Here is a 19178-nt window from a genome sequence, read left to right on the forward strand (position 1 = left end):
GCTCTTAGCGGCGGGCGTAACGGGAAGTGTCTATTCCCCGAAGTCTCAGCCAGTCCTCGGTGGCGCCGGTTATCACCAGCGGGCGGCGCCGCAGTTCGACGGGAGTGCGCGCGCCCACCAGGGTCATCACGTCTTTCAGCTCCTCCTCCCAGGCCCTTATGAGGGACACCACCTGCTCTGCCGAACCCTCCCGGAGCCTGCGCAGGAAAGGTCCGGCCGCCCCCGCCATTTCCGCGCCCAGGGCCAGGGCCCGGGCCAGGTCGGTGCCGGAGCGGATACCGCCGGAAGCGATTACCTTGAGCGGCACGCCGCTCTCCAGAACCTCCACCAGCGAGGCGACCGCCGGTATCCCCCACCCGGCCGAAGACGACCCGGAATCGCCCCGCCGGCGCCTTTCTATACTGAGGAAATCCGTTCCTCCCCGGCCGCCGGTGTCCACCCAGCGGACCCCAAGCGCGTAGAGGTGGATGACCGCCTCCCGGGATAGACCGAAGCCCACCTCCTTGACGATAACCGGCACCCGGACCGACGCCACCACCCGGGCTATACTGTCCGCCAGGCCCCGGAAGGAGCGCTCCCCCTCCGCCATGGCCAGTTCCTGGGCGGCGTTGAGATGCAGCTGCAGGCCGTCGGCCTCTATCATCTCGCAGGCCCTCCGGGCCTCCTCCGGCGTGGCCCGGGCGCTCAGGTTGGCCAACAACACTCCCCGGGGGTTCTTGCGGCGGGCTACGGCATAGCTGGCCGCCCACCGCGGGTCCTCCAGGGCGGCGTGCTGGGAGCCTACGGCCATGGCCACCCCGGTTTCCCGGGCCACCTCGGCCAGAGCGGCGTTGATTTCCAGGCTTGCCTCCGAGCCCCCGGTCATGGCGTTAATGAGAAGGGGAAGCCGCAAGGGCTTCCCCCACAGGTCGTAAACCGTACTGATCTCCGCCCGGTCCAGCTCGGGAAGGGAGAGGTTAACGAATTGGACCTCCTCCCATCCCGCTTCCCGGCCGTCCCCCTCCAGTTCGAGTGCCAGGCGTATATGGTCCAGCTTTCTCTTTTCCCGGAGGTTCATTTACCGCCTTTCCTCAAAGAGGTTGCCGACCAATTCGCCGATGGTTACTCCGCCGCTGTCGTTTTCCGTTTCCTGACGCGCCGCCGGCTGACGGGCACCCGTCTCCCGCTGGGCCTGCTTGAGGCTGAGGCTCATGCGCTGGGCGGTCTGGTCCACCGACAGCACCTTCACCGGGATGATGTCTCCCACCTTGACCACTTCTTCGGGCCTCTCCACCCGCCGGTCGGCGAGCTGGGAAATGTGCACCAGGCCTTCGATCCCCGGCTCTACTTCCACGAAGGCGCCGAAAGAGGTAAGCCGGAGGACCTTGCCGTTAACTATGCTGCCCGCCGGATAGCGCTCTGCCGCCGTGTCCCAGGGGTTGGGCTGGAGCTGCTTGAGGCCCAGGGAGACCCGCTCCCGCTCGCGGTCCACCCCCAGCACCTTGACTTCCAGTTCCTGGCCCTCCTGGAGCACGTCCCGGGGATGCTCCACCCGTCCCCAGGAAATCTCGGATACGTGCAACAGGCCGTCCACGCCGCCCAGGTCCACGAAGGCGCCGAAGTTGGTAAGCCGGCGCACCACGCCCTTTCTCACCTGACCCTCGGCCAGCGAGGCCCAGGTTTCGGCCCGCTGCTTCTGGTACTCCTCTTCCAGCACCGCCTTCTGGGATAGCACCACCTTGTTCTTTCCCCGATCCAGCTCTATTACCTTAAGTCGGAGCGTCTTGCCCACCAGGCCGTTCAGATCCTCCACATAGCCCCGGCCCACCAGCGAGGCCGGCACAAAGCCCCGTACCCCGAGGTCTACCAGGAGACCGCCCTTCACCACTTCCGAGGCCTGGGCTTCGATCACCCCGCCGCTTTCGTAGGCCTCTTCCAAGCGTTCCCAGGCCCGCTTGCGGTCCGCCCGGCGTTTGGAGAGAATGGGGTGCCCCTCCTCGTTCTCCGGCCGGATCACGTAGACTTCGAGCTCGTCGCCCACCTTGACCACTTCCTCCGGCCGCTCTATCCGCCGGTAGGAAAGCTCGGAAAGAGGAATAATGCCCTCGGACTTGGCACCTACGTCTACCAGTACCTCGCCGTTATTTATCTGCACGACCGTGCCCCGGATAATGTCACCGCGGCGGAAAGTAAAGGAAGACACCATGGCCTCTTCCAGGCCCAGGTTCTCCCCGTCTGCCTCCGCCGCCCGGGAGCCGGCGCCGACATCTTCCTCTGATTGCGCGCACTGCGCCTCCGAACCTGGACTCTCTTCGGACTCCGCAGCCCGGGCCTCCGGCTCGGCCGCCTCTGCCCCGCCGGCCTCCACCGGCCGGTCTTCCCCGGGCTTACCCGCCTCCCCCTGTGGTTCCGGTGGCGCCTCAGCGCTAGCCGCCTCCGCAGGTAGGTTTTGCTGCTCCTTGTTCTCCTCGATCTCCCACATCTTGCGCACAACCTCCTCGATAATCCAGTCTGGGGTTGAAGCACCGGCCGTTACCCCAACCCGGGAAGCGCGAGCTAACCACTGAGGACACAGATCGCGGGCTTCCTCCACCCGGTAGGTGGGCTTGCCGGAAGCACGGCAGATTTCCACCAGTCGCGCGGTGTTGGCACTGTCGGCGCTGCCGACCACCACCAATACCTCCGCCTCCTGGGCCAGCCTCCGGGTCGCCTCCTGCCGCTCGCGGGTAGCCTGGCAAACGGTCTCCTCCGCAACTACCTCGGTCGCCTTCCTGTGCAGTACCTCTACTACCTGCCGGAAACGCTCAACCGGTTGGGTAGTTTGCGCCACAACCCCTACTTTCTGCATGGGAGGCAGGCCTTCCGCCTCCGCCACGCTCGCCAGCACTATGGTATCGGGACCGGACCACCCGACTATACCCTTGACCTCCGGATGATCTCTCTCCCCTACCACCACTACCCGGTATCCCTGCTCCGCCAGGGACCGGGCGCGCTCCTGAACCCGCCGCACCAGCGGGCAAGTGCAGTCGACTACTTCCAGGCCGCGAGATTGAAGCTCGGCCAGGTCCGCCGGGGAGATCCCGTGGGCACGGATGACCACCCGGCCGCTCCGGATCTGCGCCGGATCTTCCAACGGCTCCAGCCCCTTTTCCCGAAGCCAGTCCACGGCCTGGCGGTTGTGGATCAGCGGCCCCAGCGAATACAGGGGGCCTTTCTCCTTCTCCAGTTCGGCTTCAACCAGCCGAATGGCCCGCCGCACACCCGGGCAAAACCCGGCATGGGGAGCCACTCTAACCTCCAATGTCGACCGCCTCTTCTCCGCCTCCCGCGAAATACACGGGTTCAAGCATTATTATCATTCGTCTCCGCACTATGAAATCCTGCCACGGGGAAAAAATTCGCCTCCCCGTGTCGCAACAACTCGGCTACCGCCCGCTGGGCGAGCAGAGAATACCGGTCTGCCTCTGCCCCCCTGGCCAGGAGCACCCCCGGGTCGGGCCGGATGGGCGACCCGATGCGCACCTGAAAGCGGTGAAATACCCCGCCGCGCCCCAGGATACGGTTGGTATCTATGAGGGCGACCGGCACCAGCGGCGCCTGGGTGCGCAGGGCCAGCAGCGCCGCCCCACGCTGGAACTCCTGCAGGCGCCCCTCCCGAGCTCGCCCCCCCTCCGGGAAAACCCCTACCACCTTACCCTGCCGCAGCAGACGCAGGGCATGGCGCATGGCCGCCAGGTCTACCTCCCCTCTCCGCACGGGAAAGGCGCCGAGACCCCGCAGCACCAGGCCTGCCACCGGGATGCGGAACAGCTCTTCTTTGGCCATAAAATATACGCGGCGGGGTAATGCTACTCCCACCGCGACCGGATCCCAAAGGCTTATGTGGTTACATACTACCACTACCGGCCCGCGCTGCGGCAGGTTCTCCCTTCCGGTAACCCGCCAGCGGCAGAAAACCGTAAAGAAGATCCAGAAGATGACCTTACCTATCCAATATAGCACCGGTTGCTCCCGTCTCTCCCCGGATTACCGCCAAAACCCGCGCCAGGACCTGATCCGCATCCAGGTCGGTGGTATCGATGCAGACTGCGTCCGGCGCCATTGCCAGGGGCGCCACCGCCCTCTGGCTGTCCAGGCGGTCCCTTAACGCAACCTGTTCCCGCACCTCGTCCAGGCTTACCGCCCGGCCCTGGTCGAGCATCTCCCGCCAGCGCCGGCGGCAACGCTCCTCAAAGGAGGCGGTAACGAAGAACTTGTGTTCGGCTTCCGGCAGTACCACCGTGCCTATATCGCGGCCGTCCATTACTACCGGATGCTTCTTCGCTATGCGGCGCTGCAGTTCGGTAAGGCGCGCCCGGACTCCCGGCACCCTCGCCACCAGGGACACCCCGGCATTTATCTCCGGCTCCCGCAGGTGGGCGGTCACGTCCTGGCCGTCCAGGATCACCCGCGGCCCCTCGGCGTCGGGAACCAGCTCCATGTTAGTGCTCTCGGCCAAGGAAGTCAAGGCCCCTTCGTGTTCCAGGTCCACCCCCAGCTGCAAGGCCTTGTAGGTAAGGGCCCGGTACATGGCGCCCGTATCCACGTACAGGTATCCCAACCGGTGGGCCAGGCGCCGCGCCAGGGTGCTCTTGCCCGCCCCCGCCGGGCCGTCGATGGCTATCCTTGGCGGCAATACGCTTCACCTCCGGAAAGTCGGGCCAGCTCCCGGGCGAAATCCGGGAAGGAAACGGCTATGCAGTCCGCCTCGCGTATGACGGTCTCGCCCTCGGCCACCAGTCCGGCCACGGCTACGGCCATGGCCACGCGGTGATCACCGTGGCTGTCGCAAACCGTCCCGTGCAGGCGGGTGGGTCCCCGGATAATAAGTCCATCCGGCGTGGCCTTGACGTCCGCGCCCAGGCGGGAGAGCTCCCGCGCCATGGCCTCCAACCGGTTGGATTCCTTCACCGCCAGCTCGGCCGCATCCCGGATCACGGTCACGCCCTCGGCCTGGGTTGCGGCCACGGCCAGAATGGGCACCTCGTCGATCAGGCGGGGGATGAGCGTGCCGCCCACCTCTACCGCTCTAAGACCGCACGCACGCACCTCCAGGTCGGCCACCGGTTCTTCTCCCAATTGGCGGACGGAATCAACCTTGATCTCGGCCCCCATCTCCAGCAGCACGTCCAGCAGTCCGGTCCGGGTGGGATTGATGCCCACACCGGTCAGGTATACCCGGCTGCCCGGAACCAAGAGTCCGGCCACCGTAAAGAAGGCGGCGGCGGAGAAATCTCCCGGCACCTCCACCTCCCGGCCTTGCAGCCTCGCCGGGCCCTTCACCCGTACCCAGGCTTCCTCGCGTGTTATTTCCGCCCCAAACGAAGTCAGCAGGCGCTCGGTATGATCGCGGCTGGGCGAGGGCTCCCACACCGAGGTGACCCCGCCCGCCTTAAGACCGGCCAGGAGCAGGGCCGACTTCAGCTGGGCGCTGGCCACGGGCAGACGGTACTCCAGGGGCCTAAGCTCCCGATTCCCCAGAATGCTGAGCGGGGCCAGCCGCCCCCCCTCCCGGCCCCAGATTCGCGCGCCCATAAGGGTGAGCGGCTCCACCACCCGGCCCATGGGCCGGCGGCGCAGCGACCGGTCGCCGGTAAGCACCGCGTAGAAGGGGCATCCGGCCAGCACACCCAGCAGCAGGCGTATGGTGGTGCCGGAATTACCGGCATCCAGAACGTCCTCGGGCTCCGCAAGCCCTGCTTTGCCCGCACCCGCCACCCGCACGGTGGTGGGCCCTTCCTGCCTGATCTCAACCCCCAGGGACTGAAGGCAGGAGGCGGTACTCAGGCAGTCGCGGGCGGGCAAGAATCCCCGGACCAGGGTCTCTCCCTCGGCGAGGGCTCCCAAAATAAGGGCCCGGTGGGATACGGATTTATCCCCGGGCACCCGAACCGTCCCGTGCAATCCCAAACACTTGGCCACCTTGAGATCCATGTCCCGTCCGCTCCCCTATTCCCTAGCGGCGCCGGCAGCGCACTCCCGCCGACCGCAGAATTTCCAGGGCCTGGAGTGCCTCGCTTTCCCGGACGAACCCCAGGCGGATGGAGCCGGCCTCCCCCTCCCGAACGCCCATTATTTCGATGTCCGCAATGTTTATCCCTGCCTGTCCGAGCATCCCGGTTACCAGCGCCAGTGAACCCGGCCGGTCGGGGATGGTAACCACCACCTCTTCCAGGCCGGGAAGGTAGGGCCGCAACCCCGAGGGCAACCGGCGCCGGCCCTCGCGGGCCCGGCACAGCCTTTCCTCCAGAGCGGCCTCGCGGCCCTCGGCCAGGACCGCCGCCAGTTCCTCCAGGCAGCAGCGGAAGCGTTCCAGCACGAGCAACACCTTCTCCCGGTTGCCGGCCAGGATTTCTCTCCACAGGCCCGGGTCACTGGCCGCCACCCGGGTAGTATCCCGAAAACCCCTCCCGGCAAGCTTTACCGCCGCCTCGTTCCCGTTAAGGGATTCCACCAGGGCCACGGCCGCCAGGTAGGGCAGGTGGCTGGCCAGGGCCACGCACAGGTCGTGCTCGCCGGGACTGAGGGTGAGGGGATGGGCTCCCAGCGTGCGCACCAGCCAGGTGACCCGCTCCTCTGCCCGGGGAGTGGTGCGGGCGGTAGGGGTCAGGGCCCAGACCGCGTTCTCGAAAAGGTAGGGATCGGCCGCCCCGATGCCCGCGCGCTCCGAACCGGCCATGGGGTGACCGCCGAGATAGGCCACGCCGGGAGGCAGGGACTCCTCCACCTCCCGGCACACCCTCTGCTTGGTGCTGGCCACGTCGGTTACCACCGCGCCCGGAACCAGGTAGGGTGCGAGATCGCGTGCCACCCGTCCCATCCGGCCGGGAGGGATGGCCAGGATCACCAGCTCGGCTCCGGCCACGCCCTCCGCCACCTCGGTGGTAGCGCGGTGCACGGCCTCCTGCTGCCGGGCCCGGGCTACCACCTCGGGATCCACGTCAACACCCACAACCTCCGGGCCCCGGTGCCGCTGTACCAGGGCCATACCGATGGACCCGCCGATGAGGCCCAGCCCCACCAGACACACGCGCCGCGGTTCCTGCAACTCGCTCCTCCTTTGCCACACCTCACCGCCTCAGCAGGCGGGCCTAGGCGGTACAGACGGCAGCCTGCTCCACGCTCCTGCCCACCGCCGCCGCCACTGCGGCCAGCCTGCGCATGAGGCGGGCGAACTCCTCCGGCCTCAGCGACTGCGGCCCGTCGGACAAGGCCTCCGCCGGATTGGGGTGCACTTCCACCATGATGCCGTCCGCCCCCGCCGCTACCGCCGCCAGGGCCATGGGCGCCACCAACTCGCTCTTGCCCGTACCGTGGCTGGGGTCCACCACTACCGGCAGGTGGGTAAGGCGCTTGGCCAGGGCTACGGCGCTCAAATCCAGGGTATTGCGGGTGGCGTTTTCAAAGGTGCGTATGCCGCGCTCGCAAAGGATTACCTGGTGGTTGCCGGCGGCCATCACGTACTCCGCCGCCAGAATCCACTCCTCCACGGTGGCCGACAGGCCGCGCTTGAGCAGCACGGGCTTATTGGCCGAGCCCAGCTCCCGCAGGAGATTGAAGTTCTGCATGTTTCTGGCCCCCACCTGCAGCACGTCCGCGTACTCGGCCACCAGGGGAACGGCGCGGGGGTCCATGACCTCGGTTACCACCGGCAGCCCGGTGGCGGCGCGCACCTGGGCCAGGAGCTTGAGGCCCTCCTCTCCCAGGCCCTGAAAGCTGTAAGGAGTGGTGCGGGGCTTGAAGGCGCCGCCGCGCAGCATGGTGGCTCCGGAGGCCTTGACCGCCTCCGCCGTGGCCAGGAGCTGGTCGAAGCCCTCAACCGCGCACGGGCCGGCTATAACCTGCACGGCCCGCCCTCCCACTTCTACTCCGTTGCGCACCCGTACTACCGTGTCCTCCGGCTTGAACTCCCTGGCCGCAAGCTTATAAGGACGCAAGATGGGCACCACTTTCTCCACGCCCTCCATGGCCTCCAGGGTCTCCGGGCCGAGGCGGCCTTTGTCCCCGACCGCACCGATCACCGTACGGCTTACACCCTGAGAAACGTGCACGACGAAACCCTCGCTTTCCAGCCGCCGGGTAACCCGCCGCAACTGTTCCTCGGTAGCGTCGTGGCGCATGACGATAATCACCCTACCGCCCTCCTTTTGGCCGCGGTTTTGGGAGCAGAGAGGCGTGCCGTGAAGCTGCGCGAATCAAAAAGGCCCCCCGGGGAGGCCAATGCGCAAGGACCGGTGCCAACCTCCCTACCGTGCTCCCATCCTACCCTCGACTGCTTTTGCCAAGTATATTACCATAACCTAGCGATTGCTACAAGAAGCCCCGCTATTCCCTTCCGCCTGCCTCCGGTTGCCAGCCGGCGATCAACTCGATTATCTGCCGGTGCCGGCAGTGTTCCCGGAAGTCGCGCCGGGCCTCCTCCAGCCCCTGCCGGTCTTCTGGACGGAGCTTGCGCCCGGCAAAACGCAAGAGGTCCGCGACCACGTAGGTGTCGTAATCGGTTAGGAGCACCGGCACTCCCTTTTCCTCCGCCCGGGAAAGCAGCCTGGCTTCCGGATAAAGCCCCCCGGTAAGCACGATCACCGACGTGCTGGTTTCCAGCGCGGCCAGGGCCAGATCGGTGCGGTCGCCTCCGGTAATCAGCGCCTTGTTGGGCGCCCGGCGGAAGTAGCGCATGGCGCTGTCCAGAGTCATGGCGCCGATGACCACCTCCTCCACCGGGTTGGCCAACCCCTGCTCCCCGGCCAGCACCTCCGCGCGGAGAAGCTCCACCAGGTCCCGCGCGCCCGGCAGCGCCGCCTCCGTCCGCTCGGGCACCACCCCCAGCACCCGGTGGCCCCGGCCTTCCAGCACGGGGCAGAACAGGCCCCGCGCCTTATCCACCAGCGGCCGCGGCACCTGGTTGAGCACCAGGCCGGCCGCCTCCGCCTGCAGGGACTTCAGGTAATCCTGATAGAACAGGGCCAGGTCGAGGCTGAGGTCGTTCATCACCCGGTGGACGGTGAACACCAGGGGTCGAAAGAGCCGGATGACGCCGGCCGCATCCAGGCCCAGAGAGGCCAAATGGTAAGGTGAAGGCGCCCCTCCGATTATGACCACCTCCGCGCCCCGCGTTACCTCGGCGTAGGCCTCGCGCACCCGGTCCAGGTGAGAGCCCGCGGCATCGTACCGCCACAGGTAAATGGGGGAGGAGCTCAAGGGGGCGATGCGTTCCGGCGGGCTGTCCATCTCCAGCAGTTCCCGGAAAAGCAGGGCATCCTCGTCGGCCTTATCTTCGGCTGCGGTTCCCACCGGCTTGAAATAGGCCACCCGCCAGCCCAATTCCTTCAGCTCCAAGGCCAGGGCGGCGCAGAACCAGGTCTTGCCGGATCCGGTCGGTCCGATCACGTAAAGGTTACGCACCCGCGCCACCATCCCCGATGGTCATTTTGGCGTCCAACGCCGCCAGGCCCCGTTCGTAGGCCACCAGCGGGTTGATATCCATCTCCACCACCTCGGGAAACTCCTCGGCCAGACGGGCTACCCGGCAGAGGGTCTCCACCACCGCCGCCACGTCCCGGGGCGGTTCCCCCCGGTAACCCCGAAGCAGCGTGTAAGCTTTGGTCTCCCGTATCATTTCCTCGGCCTCCGCCGGGCCGAACCCCCGAGTCAGCCGGAAGGACACATCCCGGAGCAGGTTCACGTACACCCCGCCCAGGCCGAACATGAGCAGGGGGCCGAACTGCAGATCCCGGCTGAAGCCCACCACCAGTTCGGTACCCGGGGGCATCAGGCGCTGGACCTCCACTCCGTAAACCTCCGCCCGGGGAAGGTAGCGGTGCACGTTCTCCATAATCTCCAGGTAGGCCCGCCGGACCTCGTCCGGGCTCTCAAGACCCACCCTTACTCCTCCGACGTCCGTCTTATGCGTGATGTGGGGCGAGGCCACCTTGAGCACCACGGGAAAGCCCAGTTCCTCCGCCGCGCGCACCGCGTCTTCCGGCCCGGCCGCCAGGCGGCTGGGGGCGCAGGGTATCCCTCCGCTCTCCAGCACCGCCAGGGCTTCGCTGGCCAGCAGCACCACGCGGCGATCCGCCCGCACTCGGTCCAGGACTGCGGCCATGCGAGCCTTTTCCCGGCCGGATAGGGGCGGGCAGGGGGAAGGTGCGCGCATCGCCCGCCGGCACCGGGCGGCGTAACGGGCCAGTGCGGCCAGGGAGGCCACCGCCCTCTCCGGACTGAAGTAGCAGGGAATATCCGCCTTCTTCAGCCGTTCTACGGCCCCCTCCACCGACGCGCCGCCCATGAACACCGCCGCCAGCGGCTTGTCCTGGTGTTGGCGCCGCCACTCCACGATGAGTTGCGCGGTTTCCTCCGGCCGGGACCCGGCCTGCGGGGCCAGTAGAATCAACACCATGTCCACCTTCGGATCCGCCGCCACCCGGTCCAGGGCCCAGGTGTAGCGCTCGGGAGAGGCGTCGCCCAGGACGTCCACCGGGTTGTAAAGGCTGGCCTCCCGGGGAAGCCCTTGGCCCAGTTCGGTTATGGTCTGGCGGCGTAGCCGGGCCAGGGCCAGCCCTTCCGCTTCGGCCGCGTCGCTGGCGAGAATTCCCGGGCCGCCGGCATTGGTGACTACGGCCAGCCGGTTCCCCCGGGGCAGCGGCTGGCTGGAGAAGGCCAGGGCAAAATCAAAGAGTTGTTCCAGGGTGCGGACCCGGAATAGACCCGCCTGGGCAAAGGCGGTATCGTAGGCCACGTCGCTACCGGCCAGGGCCCCGGTATGCGAAGAGGCGGCCCTGGCTCCGGCCTCGCTTACCCCGCTCTTGATCACCAGCACCGGCTTGCGCCGCGTCACCTCGGCCGAGACCGAAAGAAACCGCCCGCCGTCCTGCACGTTCTCCAGATAGCAGAGCACGATTTGGGTGCGGGGGTCGGCGAGGGATTCCTGCATCAGATCCACTTCGTCCAGACCCGCCTTGTTTCCCAGGCTTACGAAACGGCTGAATCCCAGGTCTACGGTCAGGCTCCAGTCCAGGATGGCCGTTCCCAGAGCCCCGCTCTGGGAAAAGAAGGCTATTCTGCCCCGGCGGGGCATCCGGGGAGCAAAGGTGGCGTTAAGCGGAGTATAGGTGTCGATTACCCCGAGACAATTGGGCCCCACCAGCCCCATGCCGTAACGGCGGCAGATGTCCACCAGTTCCTTCTCCCGGCGGGCGCCCTCTCCGCCTATCTCCCGGAAGCCGGCGCTTATAACCACCAGGAAGCGCACCCCCTTTTCCCCGCAGCGGCGTGCCACCTCGAGCACCCCGGCGGCGGGTATTACCACCACCGCCAGATCTACCTCTCCGGGGACCTCCTCTACCGAGGGGCAGGCGCGTCGACCCAGGATCTCTCCCGCCTTGGGGTTAACGGGATACACCTCACCCGGGTAACCACCCTCCACCAGGTTGCGCACCACGGCGTGACCCAGCTTGGCGGGATTGTTCGACGCTCCCACCACGGCCACGGCCCGCGGCCGGAAAAGTGCCTCCAGACCCGAGTCCCTCTTCTCCCTCGAGGGCAAGGCTGGCCTCGTAAGCACGGAGGATAAACTCCCGTATCCGTACCGGATCCTTGCGTCCCTCCCGCTCCACCCCGCTGGCTACGTCCACGGCGTAAGGCCTTACCGCGTTGATAGCTTCGCCCACGTTGTCCGGCGTCAGACCGCCGGCCAGGATCAAGGGGCCGGACCACATCCGGCGCAAGGCCGCCGCCGTACGCCAGTTTAACCTAAGGCCGGACCCGCCGTAAGTCCCGGGAACCAGGGTGTCCAGAAGCAGCGCGTCCATGCTCCCACCGGCCACAGCGGCCAGGATCTCTTCCGGCGCCTGGCACCCTACCCTCACGGCCTTGATGATTCTGGGACCTCCGGGAAAGCGATAGGCCTCGGGGTCCTCATCGCCGTGAAGCTGCACCGCGTCCAGACCGCAATCCCGAGCCACCTCCCGCACCCGGGAAGGATTCTCGTTCACGAACACGCCTACCCGGACCACGAAGGGAGGGATCTCCCGGAAGATCAGCCGGGCCTCCTCCGGCGAGACCCGGCGCGGGCTGGGAGCGAAGACCACTCCCACGGCGCTCGCCCCGGCCTCCACCGCCCACCGGGCCTCCTCGGGCCGCCTCACGCCGCATATCTTTACCCGGACCACCATTTAATCTTCCCCTTTTCTTTCCCGGCTAAGCTTCCGCTTCCGACCCCAACAGCTCCCGTAGCTTCGCTGCCGCATCGGCCGCGCGGACCAGGGCTTCTCCTACCAGGAGGGCATCCACCCTGCAGGCCGCCAGCCGCATCACCTCTTCCCGGGAGCGAACCCCACTCTCCGCCACCACAACTACCCCCCGGGGAATTAGCTTCGTCAGACGCTCCGTGACCGAAAGGTCCACCCGGAAGGTATTCAGGTCGCGGTTGTTGACGCCCACCGCCTCCGCTCCTGCGGCCAGGGCCGCTTCCAGCTCGGCCTCGGTGTGCACCTCGACCAGGGCACCCATATCAAGTTCTCTGGCCACGGCCAGGCACTCCCGGAGCAGGGAAGGCTCGAGCGCGGCCACGATTAGCAGCACCGCGTCCGCTCCGGCCGCGCGGCCCTCGAACACCTGATAGGGGCCGAGTATGAAGTCCTTCTGCAGGACCGGCAGGGAGCTGACCGCCCTTGCCCGGGCAAGATAGTCGAGACTACCCCGGAAGAACTCGCGGTCGGTCAGGACCGATAGGGCCGAGGCCCCGCCGGCGGTATAGGCCCGGGCCAGCCCCTCCGGCGAGAAAACGGGGCAGAGCAGGCCTCTGGAGGGAGAAGCTTTCTTGAGCTCGGCGATTATGCGCACCGGTCCCCCGCCCCGGCGCAGTGCCCCCGGGAAATCCCGGGCGGGGCCGGCCTCTCGCGCTGCCCGAATGACCTCCGCGAGTGGTCTCTGGGCGGCACGTACCTCGACCTCACGGCGCTTGTGGTCCAGAATTCTCCCCAGCATCAGGCCGCCACCTGCCGGCTAAAACCCACCAGTTCCTCCAGCTTTTCCCTTGCCCGCCCCGAATCGATGGCCGCCTCCGCCAGGGCCATTCCCTCGCGGAAGTCCCCTGCCCTTTCTGCCGCCACCAAGGCAAAGGCGGCATTGAGGACCACCGCCCGGCGCCGCGGCCCGTGCTCACCTTCCAGCACGGCGCGGATCAGGGCAGCGTTGGTCCGGGCATCGCCGCCGGCCAGATCGGAGGGCCGGGCGTAGGGTATTCCCAGATCGGCAGGGTCAAAGACATAGCTCGTGACCCGGCCTTCTTTCCATTCCGCCACCAGGGTGGAGCCGGTAACCGTGACCTCGTCCAGGCCATCGCTGCCGTGCACCACCAGCGCGTGTCTGCTCCCCAGTTCTCCCAGGACGCGGGCAACGGTTTCCCCCAGGTTTCGGTCATAAACCCCGACCAACTGCGCCGGGGCGCCGGCGGGGTTGCACAGGGGTCCCAGAAGGTTAAACACGGTCCGAACCCCCAGCTCCTTTCGGGGACCGGCGGCGTGCTTCATGGCCGGGTGAAAGGCCGGGGCCAGGAAGAAGCCAAACCCCACCTCCTCCAGGCACCGGACCACCTCGGCCGGTGCCAGGTCCACCTTAATCCCCAGTTCCTCCAGCACGTCCGCGCTGCCGCACAGGCTGGAGACCGACCGGTTACCGTGCTTGGCCACCGGCACCCCGCAGGCGGCCACCACCAGAGCGGCGGCAGTGGAAATATTGAAGGTACCGGCTCCATCCCCGCCGGTGCCGCAGGTGTCCACCACCATCGGGTGCCGCGTCCGGACGCTGAGGGCACGGGCGCGCATGGCGCGGGCAAAGCCGGTGATTTCGGCTACGGTTTCTCCCTTGAGCCGGAGCACGGCCAGAAAGGCTCCGATCTGGGCGGGAGTGGCCTGACCCTCCATGATGGCGGCCATGGCCGCCTCGGCCTCCTTCTCGTCCAGGTCCTGGCCCTCTACCAGCCGCGCCAAGCAGTCCGCCAAACTCATTAACCATCCACCCCTTCCCGTGACCCTGTGAAATCAAGGAAATTGGCCAAGAGCTTGCTTCCCTCGGGAGTCAGGACCGACTCGGGGTGGAACTGCACCCCTTCTACCGCCAGATAGCGGTGTCGCAGGCCCATAATCTCGCCCTCCGCCGTCCAGGCGCTGACCTCCAGCTCTTCAGGCAGGTACTGCGGGTCAACAATAAGGGAATGATAGCGGGCAGCCACAAAGGGATTGGGGAGCCCACGGTAGATGGTCCTTCCGTCGTGGTAGACCAGGGAAGTCTCACCGTGAACCGGGTACCGGGCGCGCACCACCCTGGCCCCCCAGACTCGGCCCAGGCATTGGTGCCCCAGGCACACGCCCAGAATGGGTACCTTCCCCCTAAGGGCGGAAATGGCCTCCGAGGAGATACCGGCCTGCTCCGGCGCACCGGGTCCAGGCGAAACCACCAGCGCCTCCAAAGGCAGGGAAAGCAGCTCTTCTACGGTTACGGCGTCGTGCCGGTAAACCCGCACCTCTGCTCCCAGAACGGCCAGGGCCTGATAGAGGTTATAGGTGAAGGAGTCGTAGTTGTCGATTAAGACTACCAGCGGTGCGGAGGCTTTGGCCCGCCGTCGGCATTCGCCAGCCGTCTCCACTGCCGTCCACCCTCCCCTCTACGGTACGGTGGCCAGGTCGGTCTCGTGGCGACCGGCCAATTCAAGGGCCTGGAAGAGGACCCGGGCCTTGTTCACCGTTTCCCGGTACTCGGCTTCGGGCCTGGATCGGGCGACGATACCCGCACCGGCCTGGATGTAGGCCCGCCCGCCGCAGAAGATCAGGGTACGGATGGCCAGGCAGGTGTCCAGGTTCCCGTTGAGGCTCACATACCCCACCGCCCCGGCGTAAGGTCCCCGGCGAACGTTCTCGAGTTCCTCGATAATCTCCATGGCCCGCACCTTGGGCGCTCCCGACACCGTACCGGCGGGAAAGCAGGCGGCCAGCACGTCTACCGGCCCCAGTCCGCTGGCAACCTCTCCCTGCACCCGGGAGACCAGGTGCATAACGTGGCTGTACCGCTCTATCTCCATGAAGTGCTCCACCTCCACCGTGCCCGGCGCACACACCCGCCCCAGGTCGTTGCGGCCCAGGTCCACAAGCATGACGTGCTCGGCCCTCTCCTTGGGGTCGGCCAGCAGCTCGGCCTCCAGCGCCCTGTCCTCTTCAGCCGTTCCGCCCCGGGGCCGGGTGCCGGCTATGGGATTGGTCTCCACCTTTTCCCCTTCCACCCGCACCAGCATTTCCGGAGAGGAGCCTACCAGCTGCAGCGGCCCGAAATCCAGATAGAAGAGGTAGGGAGAAGGGTTGAGGTAGCGAAGCGCCCGGTAGACCGCCAGAGGGTCGCCCTGGAACGGCATTTCCCACCGCTGGGATAGGACTACCTGGAAGACGTCACCGGCGAAGATGTACTCCTTAGCCCTGGTTACTGCCCCGGCAAATCGTTCCGGAGTGAAGTTGCTCCGAACCGCTCCGGTTACCACCCCTCCTACCGGCGGCAGGGATGCCGGCGTGGCCAGACGCCTGCGCAGGGAACCCAGCTCCGCCGCCGCCGAACGATAGGCGGCCTCCACCTGCCCTTCCGGCCGGGTAAAGACTACCGCCCGAAGCGACCGCCGCCAGTGATCAAAGAGGATCAATTGCCGGGGAAACATCAGCCAGCAATCGGGAAGGCCCAGGTCGTCCGGCAATGTCTCGGGTAACCGCTCCAACTCTCTAGCCCAGTCGTAGGCAAAATAGCCCACCCCTCCACCCCAGAAGCGGGTCCCGTCCGACGGGGCCGGCACCCGGTAGCGCGGCAATAGTTCCTTCAGGACTTCCGACGAGCGTTCTTCCCGGGCCTCTTCGCCGCTGTCGGTAATGATCTCTGTGCGCCCCTCCCGCGCCTTGACCCACATCCACGGCTCCCTGCCCAAAAGGGAGTACCGGGAGAATCTGCCTTCCTCGGCGCTCTCCAAAAGGAAACTGCCCGCGCCTCCTCCCAGGCGACAGTAAGCCTCGATGGGGGTCAGGGCGTCCGCCAACCACTCCTCCCATACCGGTACTACCGACCGGCACGCGGCTTGTTCCCGATATCCCGCCAGCTCCGGCTGCACTTGAATCCCCCCCAAGACAAAAAAACAAGCCAGAGCCGAAACAGGCCCTGGCTTTGCTCACGCCTTGGCCTCTTCTCGCCTCGCCTCTCCTCTGCTCGCCTCGTCTCTGCTCCGCCCTATTCAGTTGAAAAATATTCTAGATCCCTTAACGATCGCTGTCAAATCCCCTCGGGCCGGTCCTGGTTCCGGAAACACCGCCTCCGGCCCTCAGCGTCTGCCGGTCGGGCCAGGACGGCCTAAGGCTCCAGATCCGGCCGCAAGGCGGCTGCCTCGCCCAAATACACCGGCCGTAGGGCGGCCCCTTCCTCCACCCAGCAGTGAAGCAGCACCCGTACGATCCGCCCCGGGCTCCCGGGAACCGCCAGTTCCTGCGCGCCCAGAAGCGGCACCTGCTGCCATCCCAGCCTTCGGGCCGCCGTGGCCGGAAAGGCGGCGTCGAGATCCGGGGTGGCGGTAAAGATGGCGCTTATGATTTCCTCTACCCGCAGGCGGTTCACCGCCAGCAACTCTTCTAATAATCGGGCCGTACCTTCCCATATGGCCTCGGCCGAGTTTTCCGCAATACTGACCGCCCCCCGTACTGCCCGTACCGCCTTGGCCAGTTCTTCTCCCTCCCTGCTAATCCCCGGGCAGGGCCCGGTGGCCCAGGCCGATGGCCACCTCGTCCAGGTGGAGCAGGCCCACGCCGAAGAACACTGCCACCGCCACATGCTCTCCCTGCCGGGCAATGCCGATCTTGCCGCCTACGTTCAGCCCCATAGCCTTGACCATCAGCTGCGACAGCGCCTCGCGGGTGGCGCCCGCCACCGCCCCTTCGTCCACGTGGCTCTCGCGGATCACGCCCTCCCGCTTGGCAGCCACTACCGCCCTCTCCACGATCCTACTGACCGATGTGGCGAACTCTCCGCCGTAGTCCACCGCCGCGGCTCTGATGCTCTGGGAGGCCAGGTCCTTCTTCACCCGGACCTCTTCTTCCCGGCTCTCGGTAATGGCCATGCGCACGGCTGCCCCCGCTACCTTCCTGCTGGTGGCCGGCACCACCCAACCCTCCCTGACCATCGCTTGTCAGGCTGGCCTCCCTTACTGCCGCGCTCTAAGCCTTGAGCCAGGACATCATGCTCCGCAGCCTCTGCCCCACCTGCTCGATGAGGTGCTGTTTCTCCCTCTCGTTCAGGGCGTTGAAGACCGGACGCTGCGCCTGGTTCTCCAGTATCCACTCCCGGGCAAAGCTGCCGTTCTGGATCTCTTCCAGAATCCGCCGCATTTCCGCCCGCACGTGCTCGTCGATGATCCGCGGGCCCCGGGTGAGGTCGCCGTACTGGGCGGTATCGCTGATGGAATAGCGCATCCAGCTCATGCCGCCCTCGTAGATCAGGTCCACGATGAGCTTAAGCTCGTGCAGGCACTCGAAGTAGGCGATTTCCGGCTGGTAGCCGGCCTCCACCAGGGTCTCGAAGCCGGCTTTGATCAGCGCTGTCACCCCGCCGCAGAGCACCGCCTGCTCGCCGAAGAGATCGGTTTCGGTTTCCTCCTTAAAGGTGGTTTCGATCACGCCCGCGCGGGTGGCGCCTATTCCCTTGGCGTAGGCCAGCGCCAGGGCCTTGGCCTGGCCGGTGTAATCCTGATAAACCGCCACCAGCGAAGGGACGCCCCGGCCCTCGGTAAAGACCCGCCGCACCAGATGACCCGGCCCCTTGGGAGCCACCATGATCACGTCGATCTCCGAAGGAGGAACGATCTGCCGGTAATGGATGTTAAAGCCGTGGGAGAACATCATCGCCTTGCCCGGGGTAAGGTGAGGGGCGATGGCCTCCCGGTAAACGCGAGGCTGGACGTCATCCGGCACCAGTACCTGGATGAGCTGGGCCTGGGCGCAGGCCTCGGCCGCCGACAGCACCGTGAAGCCGTCCTTCTCCGCCTGCCGCCAGGGCTCGCTGCCGGGCAGTTCCCCCACCACCACGTCCAGACCGCTGTCGCGCAGATTCTGGGCCTGGGCGTGTCCCTGGCTCCCGTAGCCCAGAACCGCAATGCGCCGGTCTTTTAGTATCCCAAGATCGGCATCCTGGTCGTAATACATAACCGCCATCTTTCGCTCCTCCCTTAGCATTGATGGATCTTAGGGCTGGTAGGAGGCCTCATCCGCCAGGCTGTCCGCCAGTTCGGTAAGAACCTCCTCCATACTCTCTTCCGTCAGCCCGATGCCGGCTACTGCCTCCGCGTCCAGGGGATAATTCAACCCGTCCGCACCCAGGCCCGCTCCCAGCATTAGGGCCAGGGCGTCGCCGGCATGAGCCAGGACCGCCAGCATCGGTTGCTTTGTAGCCGCCGCCGGCTGGTGGTGGAGGCTTACGGCCTCTACCAGGGCCTCGGGGAGATTCCACTTCTCCGCCACCAGGCCCCCCGCCTGGGCATGATCGAAGCCGAGCGTGGCCCGCTCGGCTTCCATAAAGGGCAATCTCTCCTGCGTTACCCGCTCCCAGATCTGGGCGTAGGTTTCGCCGACATACTGGGACAGTACCAGTTTGCCTATGTCGTGAAGCAGCCCGGCTACAAAGGCCTCTTCGGCGCCCCGGTACCGGACCTTGCGCGCGAGGAGCCTGGCCGCCATGGCGCTGGTCAGCGAGTGCCGCCACAACTCTCCGCGCGCCAGCTGATATCCCGGCGCCTCGCGCAGCAGCACGTTGCTGACCGAGGCCGCCAGCACCAGGTTCCGAATGGTGTTAAACCCCAGCAGTACAACCGCCTCGGTCACGGTGCCCACCCGCCGGGGAAAGCCGTAATAGGCGGAGTTGGCCAATCGCAGCACCCTGGCGGTCAGGGCCTGATCGCGCCCGATTACCGCCCCCAGATCCATCGCCGTGCTATCCGGGTCCTCGGTCAGGCGCATAACCTGACCTACCACCACGGGCAGGGCGGGGAGATCTTCGACTTTGGCCACCAGATCTTCCAGCCGGACTTCCATGTTCGGCCATCCCCTTCGGCGCTTCACCCACACCCACCGTGCCTGACGGCATCCGGACAA

At 66.6% G+C, this 19178-nt stretch carries 17 protein-coding genes and 1 pseudogene; all 18 read right to left on the reverse strand.

The genetic code is table 11. The features are described from left to right. Positions 1-4: 4 nt before the first annotated feature. Positions 5-1057 (reverse strand): type 2 isopentenyl-diphosphate Delta-isomerase, encoded by a 1053-nt coding sequence (gene fni, locus NUV99_02385; GenBank protein MCR4418980.1) that lies wholly within the window; start codon positions 1055-1057, stop codon positions 5-7. Further along, positions 1058-3280 carry a bifunctional 4-hydroxy-3-methylbut-2-enyl diphosphate reductase/30S ribosomal protein S1 gene (locus NUV99_02390; protein MCR4418981.1) on the reverse strand — a complete coding sequence of 741 codons (2223 nt, stop codon included), beginning with the start codon at positions 3278-3280 and terminating at the stop codon, positions 1058-1060. Positions 3281-3321: 41 nt separating this feature from the next. Then, on the reverse strand, positions 3322-3981 hold the full coding sequence (locus NUV99_02395; GenBank protein MCR4418982.1) for a 1-acyl-sn-glycerol-3-phosphate acyltransferase: 660 nt from the start codon (positions 3979-3981) through the stop codon (positions 3322-3324). Next, positions 3962-4654, reverse strand: coding sequence for a (d)CMP kinase (gene cmk, locus NUV99_02400; GenBank protein MCR4418983.1), 693 nt, complete (start codon positions 4652-4654; stop codon positions 3962-3964). Before cmk ends, NUV99_02395 begins: the two co-directional genes overlap by 20 nt. Further along, on the reverse strand, positions 4639-5952 hold the full coding sequence (gene aroA, locus NUV99_02405) for a 3-phosphoshikimate 1-carboxyvinyltransferase (GenBank protein MCR4418984.1): 1314 nt from the start codon (positions 5950-5952) through the stop codon (positions 4639-4641). The genes cmk and aroA overlap by 16 nt, the downstream gene beginning before the upstream one ends. Positions 5953-5974: 22 nt before the next feature. Continuing rightward, positions 5975-7066 (reverse strand): prephenate dehydrogenase, encoded by a 1092-nt coding sequence (locus tag NUV99_02410; GenBank protein ID MCR4418985.1) that lies wholly within the window; start codon positions 7064-7066, stop codon positions 5975-5977. Between the two features lie 43 nt (positions 7067-7109). After that, entirely contained in the window at positions 7110-8150 is a 1041-nt protein-coding gene (aroF, locus tag NUV99_02415) for a 3-deoxy-7-phosphoheptulonate synthase (GenBank protein MCR4418986.1), read from the reverse strand. Positions 8151-8343: 193 nt separating this feature from the next. Beyond that, the gene (locus NUV99_02420) at positions 8344-9420 is read right to left on the reverse strand and encodes a DRTGG domain-containing protein (GenBank protein ID MCR4418987.1); all 1077 of its coding nucleotides are present in this window, start codon (positions 9418-9420) and stop codon (positions 8344-8346) included. Continuing rightward, a complete protein-coding gene (locus NUV99_02425; protein ID MCR4418988.1) occupies positions 9413-11497 on the reverse strand; it encodes an acetate--CoA ligase family protein in 2085 nt (694 codons plus the stop codon). The genes NUV99_02420 and NUV99_02425 overlap by 8 nt, the downstream gene beginning before the upstream one ends. Before the next feature lie 76 nt (positions 11498-11573). Continuing rightward, positions 11574-12185 (reverse strand): annotated as a pseudogene (locus NUV99_02430) (phosphoribosylanthranilate isomerase). A gap of 28 nt (positions 12186-12213) precedes the next feature. After that, complete coding sequence (gene trpC / locus NUV99_02435) at positions 12214-13002, reverse strand: indole-3-glycerol phosphate synthase TrpC (protein ID MCR4418989.1); 789 nt, start codon at positions 13000-13002, stop codon at positions 12214-12216. Continuing rightward, positions 13002-14024: an anthranilate phosphoribosyltransferase gene (gene trpD, locus NUV99_02440; protein ID MCR4418990.1), complete on the reverse strand. Its 1023-nt coding sequence runs from the start codon at positions 14022-14024 to the stop codon at positions 13002-13004. The genes trpC and trpD overlap by 1 nt, the downstream gene beginning before the upstream one ends. After that, positions 14024-14614 carry an aminodeoxychorismate/anthranilate synthase component II gene (locus NUV99_02445; protein MCR4418991.1) on the reverse strand — a complete coding sequence of 197 codons (591 nt, stop codon included), beginning with the start codon at positions 14612-14614 and terminating at the stop codon, positions 14024-14026. Before NUV99_02445 ends, trpD begins: the two co-directional genes overlap by 1 nt. Before the next feature lie 66 nt (positions 14615-14680). Next, positions 14681-16156: an anthranilate synthase component I gene (gene trpE, locus NUV99_02450; GenBank protein ID MCR4418992.1), complete on the reverse strand. Its 1476-nt coding sequence runs from the start codon at positions 16154-16156 to the stop codon at positions 14681-14683. A 236-nt stretch (positions 16157-16392) separates the two neighbouring features. Continuing rightward, a complete protein-coding gene (gene aroH, locus NUV99_02455; protein ID MCR4418993.1) occupies positions 16393-16866 on the reverse strand; it encodes a chorismate mutase in 474 nt (157 codons plus the stop codon). Next, on the reverse strand, positions 16775-17194 hold the full coding sequence (locus NUV99_02460) for a HutP family protein (GenBank protein ID MCR4418994.1): 420 nt from the start codon (positions 17192-17194) through the stop codon (positions 16775-16777). The genes aroH and NUV99_02460 overlap by 92 nt, the downstream gene beginning before the upstream one ends. Before the next feature lie 55 nt (positions 17195-17249). Next, positions 17250-18242: a ketol-acid reductoisomerase gene (gene ilvC / locus NUV99_02465; GenBank protein MCR4418995.1), complete on the reverse strand. Its 993-nt coding sequence runs from the start codon at positions 18240-18242 to the stop codon at positions 17250-17252. A 30-nt stretch (positions 18243-18272) separates the two neighbouring features. Continuing rightward, positions 18273-19118: an HDOD domain-containing protein gene (locus tag NUV99_02470; GenBank protein MCR4418996.1), complete on the reverse strand. Its 846-nt coding sequence runs from the start codon at positions 19116-19118 to the stop codon at positions 18273-18275. Positions 19119-19178: the final 60 nt, after the last annotated feature.

This window comes from Clostridia bacterium (assembly GCA_024653205.1).
Lineage (GTDB): Bacteria > Bacillota > DSM-521 > Neomoorellales > SLTJ01 > JANLFO01.

Excerpts from the sequence above, each read along its gene's own strand:
- trpC (MCR4418989.1), bottom strand. The coding sequence starts at position 13,002 with ATGCTGGGGAGAATTCTGGACCACAAGCGCCGTGAGGTCGAGGTACGT.
- trpD (MCR4418990.1), bottom strand. The coding sequence starts at position 14,024 with ATGAGTTTGGCGGACTGCTTGGCGCGGCTGGTAGAGGGCCAGGACCTG.
- aroH (MCR4418993.1), bottom strand. The coding sequence starts at position 16,866 with ATGTGGCGGTGGCAGTGTTCTTCGGCGTGGGCCTGCTCCACCTGGACG.
- aroA (MCR4418984.1), bottom strand. The coding sequence starts at position 5,952 with ATGGATCTCAAGGTGGCCAAGTGTTTGGGATTGCACGGGACGGTTCGG.
- NUV99_02470 (MCR4418996.1), bottom strand. The coding sequence starts at position 19,118 with ATGGAAGTCCGGCTGGAAGATCTGGTGGCCAAAGTCGAAGATCTCCCC.
- ilvC (MCR4418995.1), bottom strand. The coding sequence starts at position 18,242 with ATGGCGGTTATGTATTACGACCAGGATGCCGATCTTGGGATACTAAAA.
- fni (MCR4418980.1), bottom strand. The coding sequence starts at position 1,057 with ATGAACCTCCGGGAAAAGAGAAAGCTGGACCATATACGCCTGGCACTC.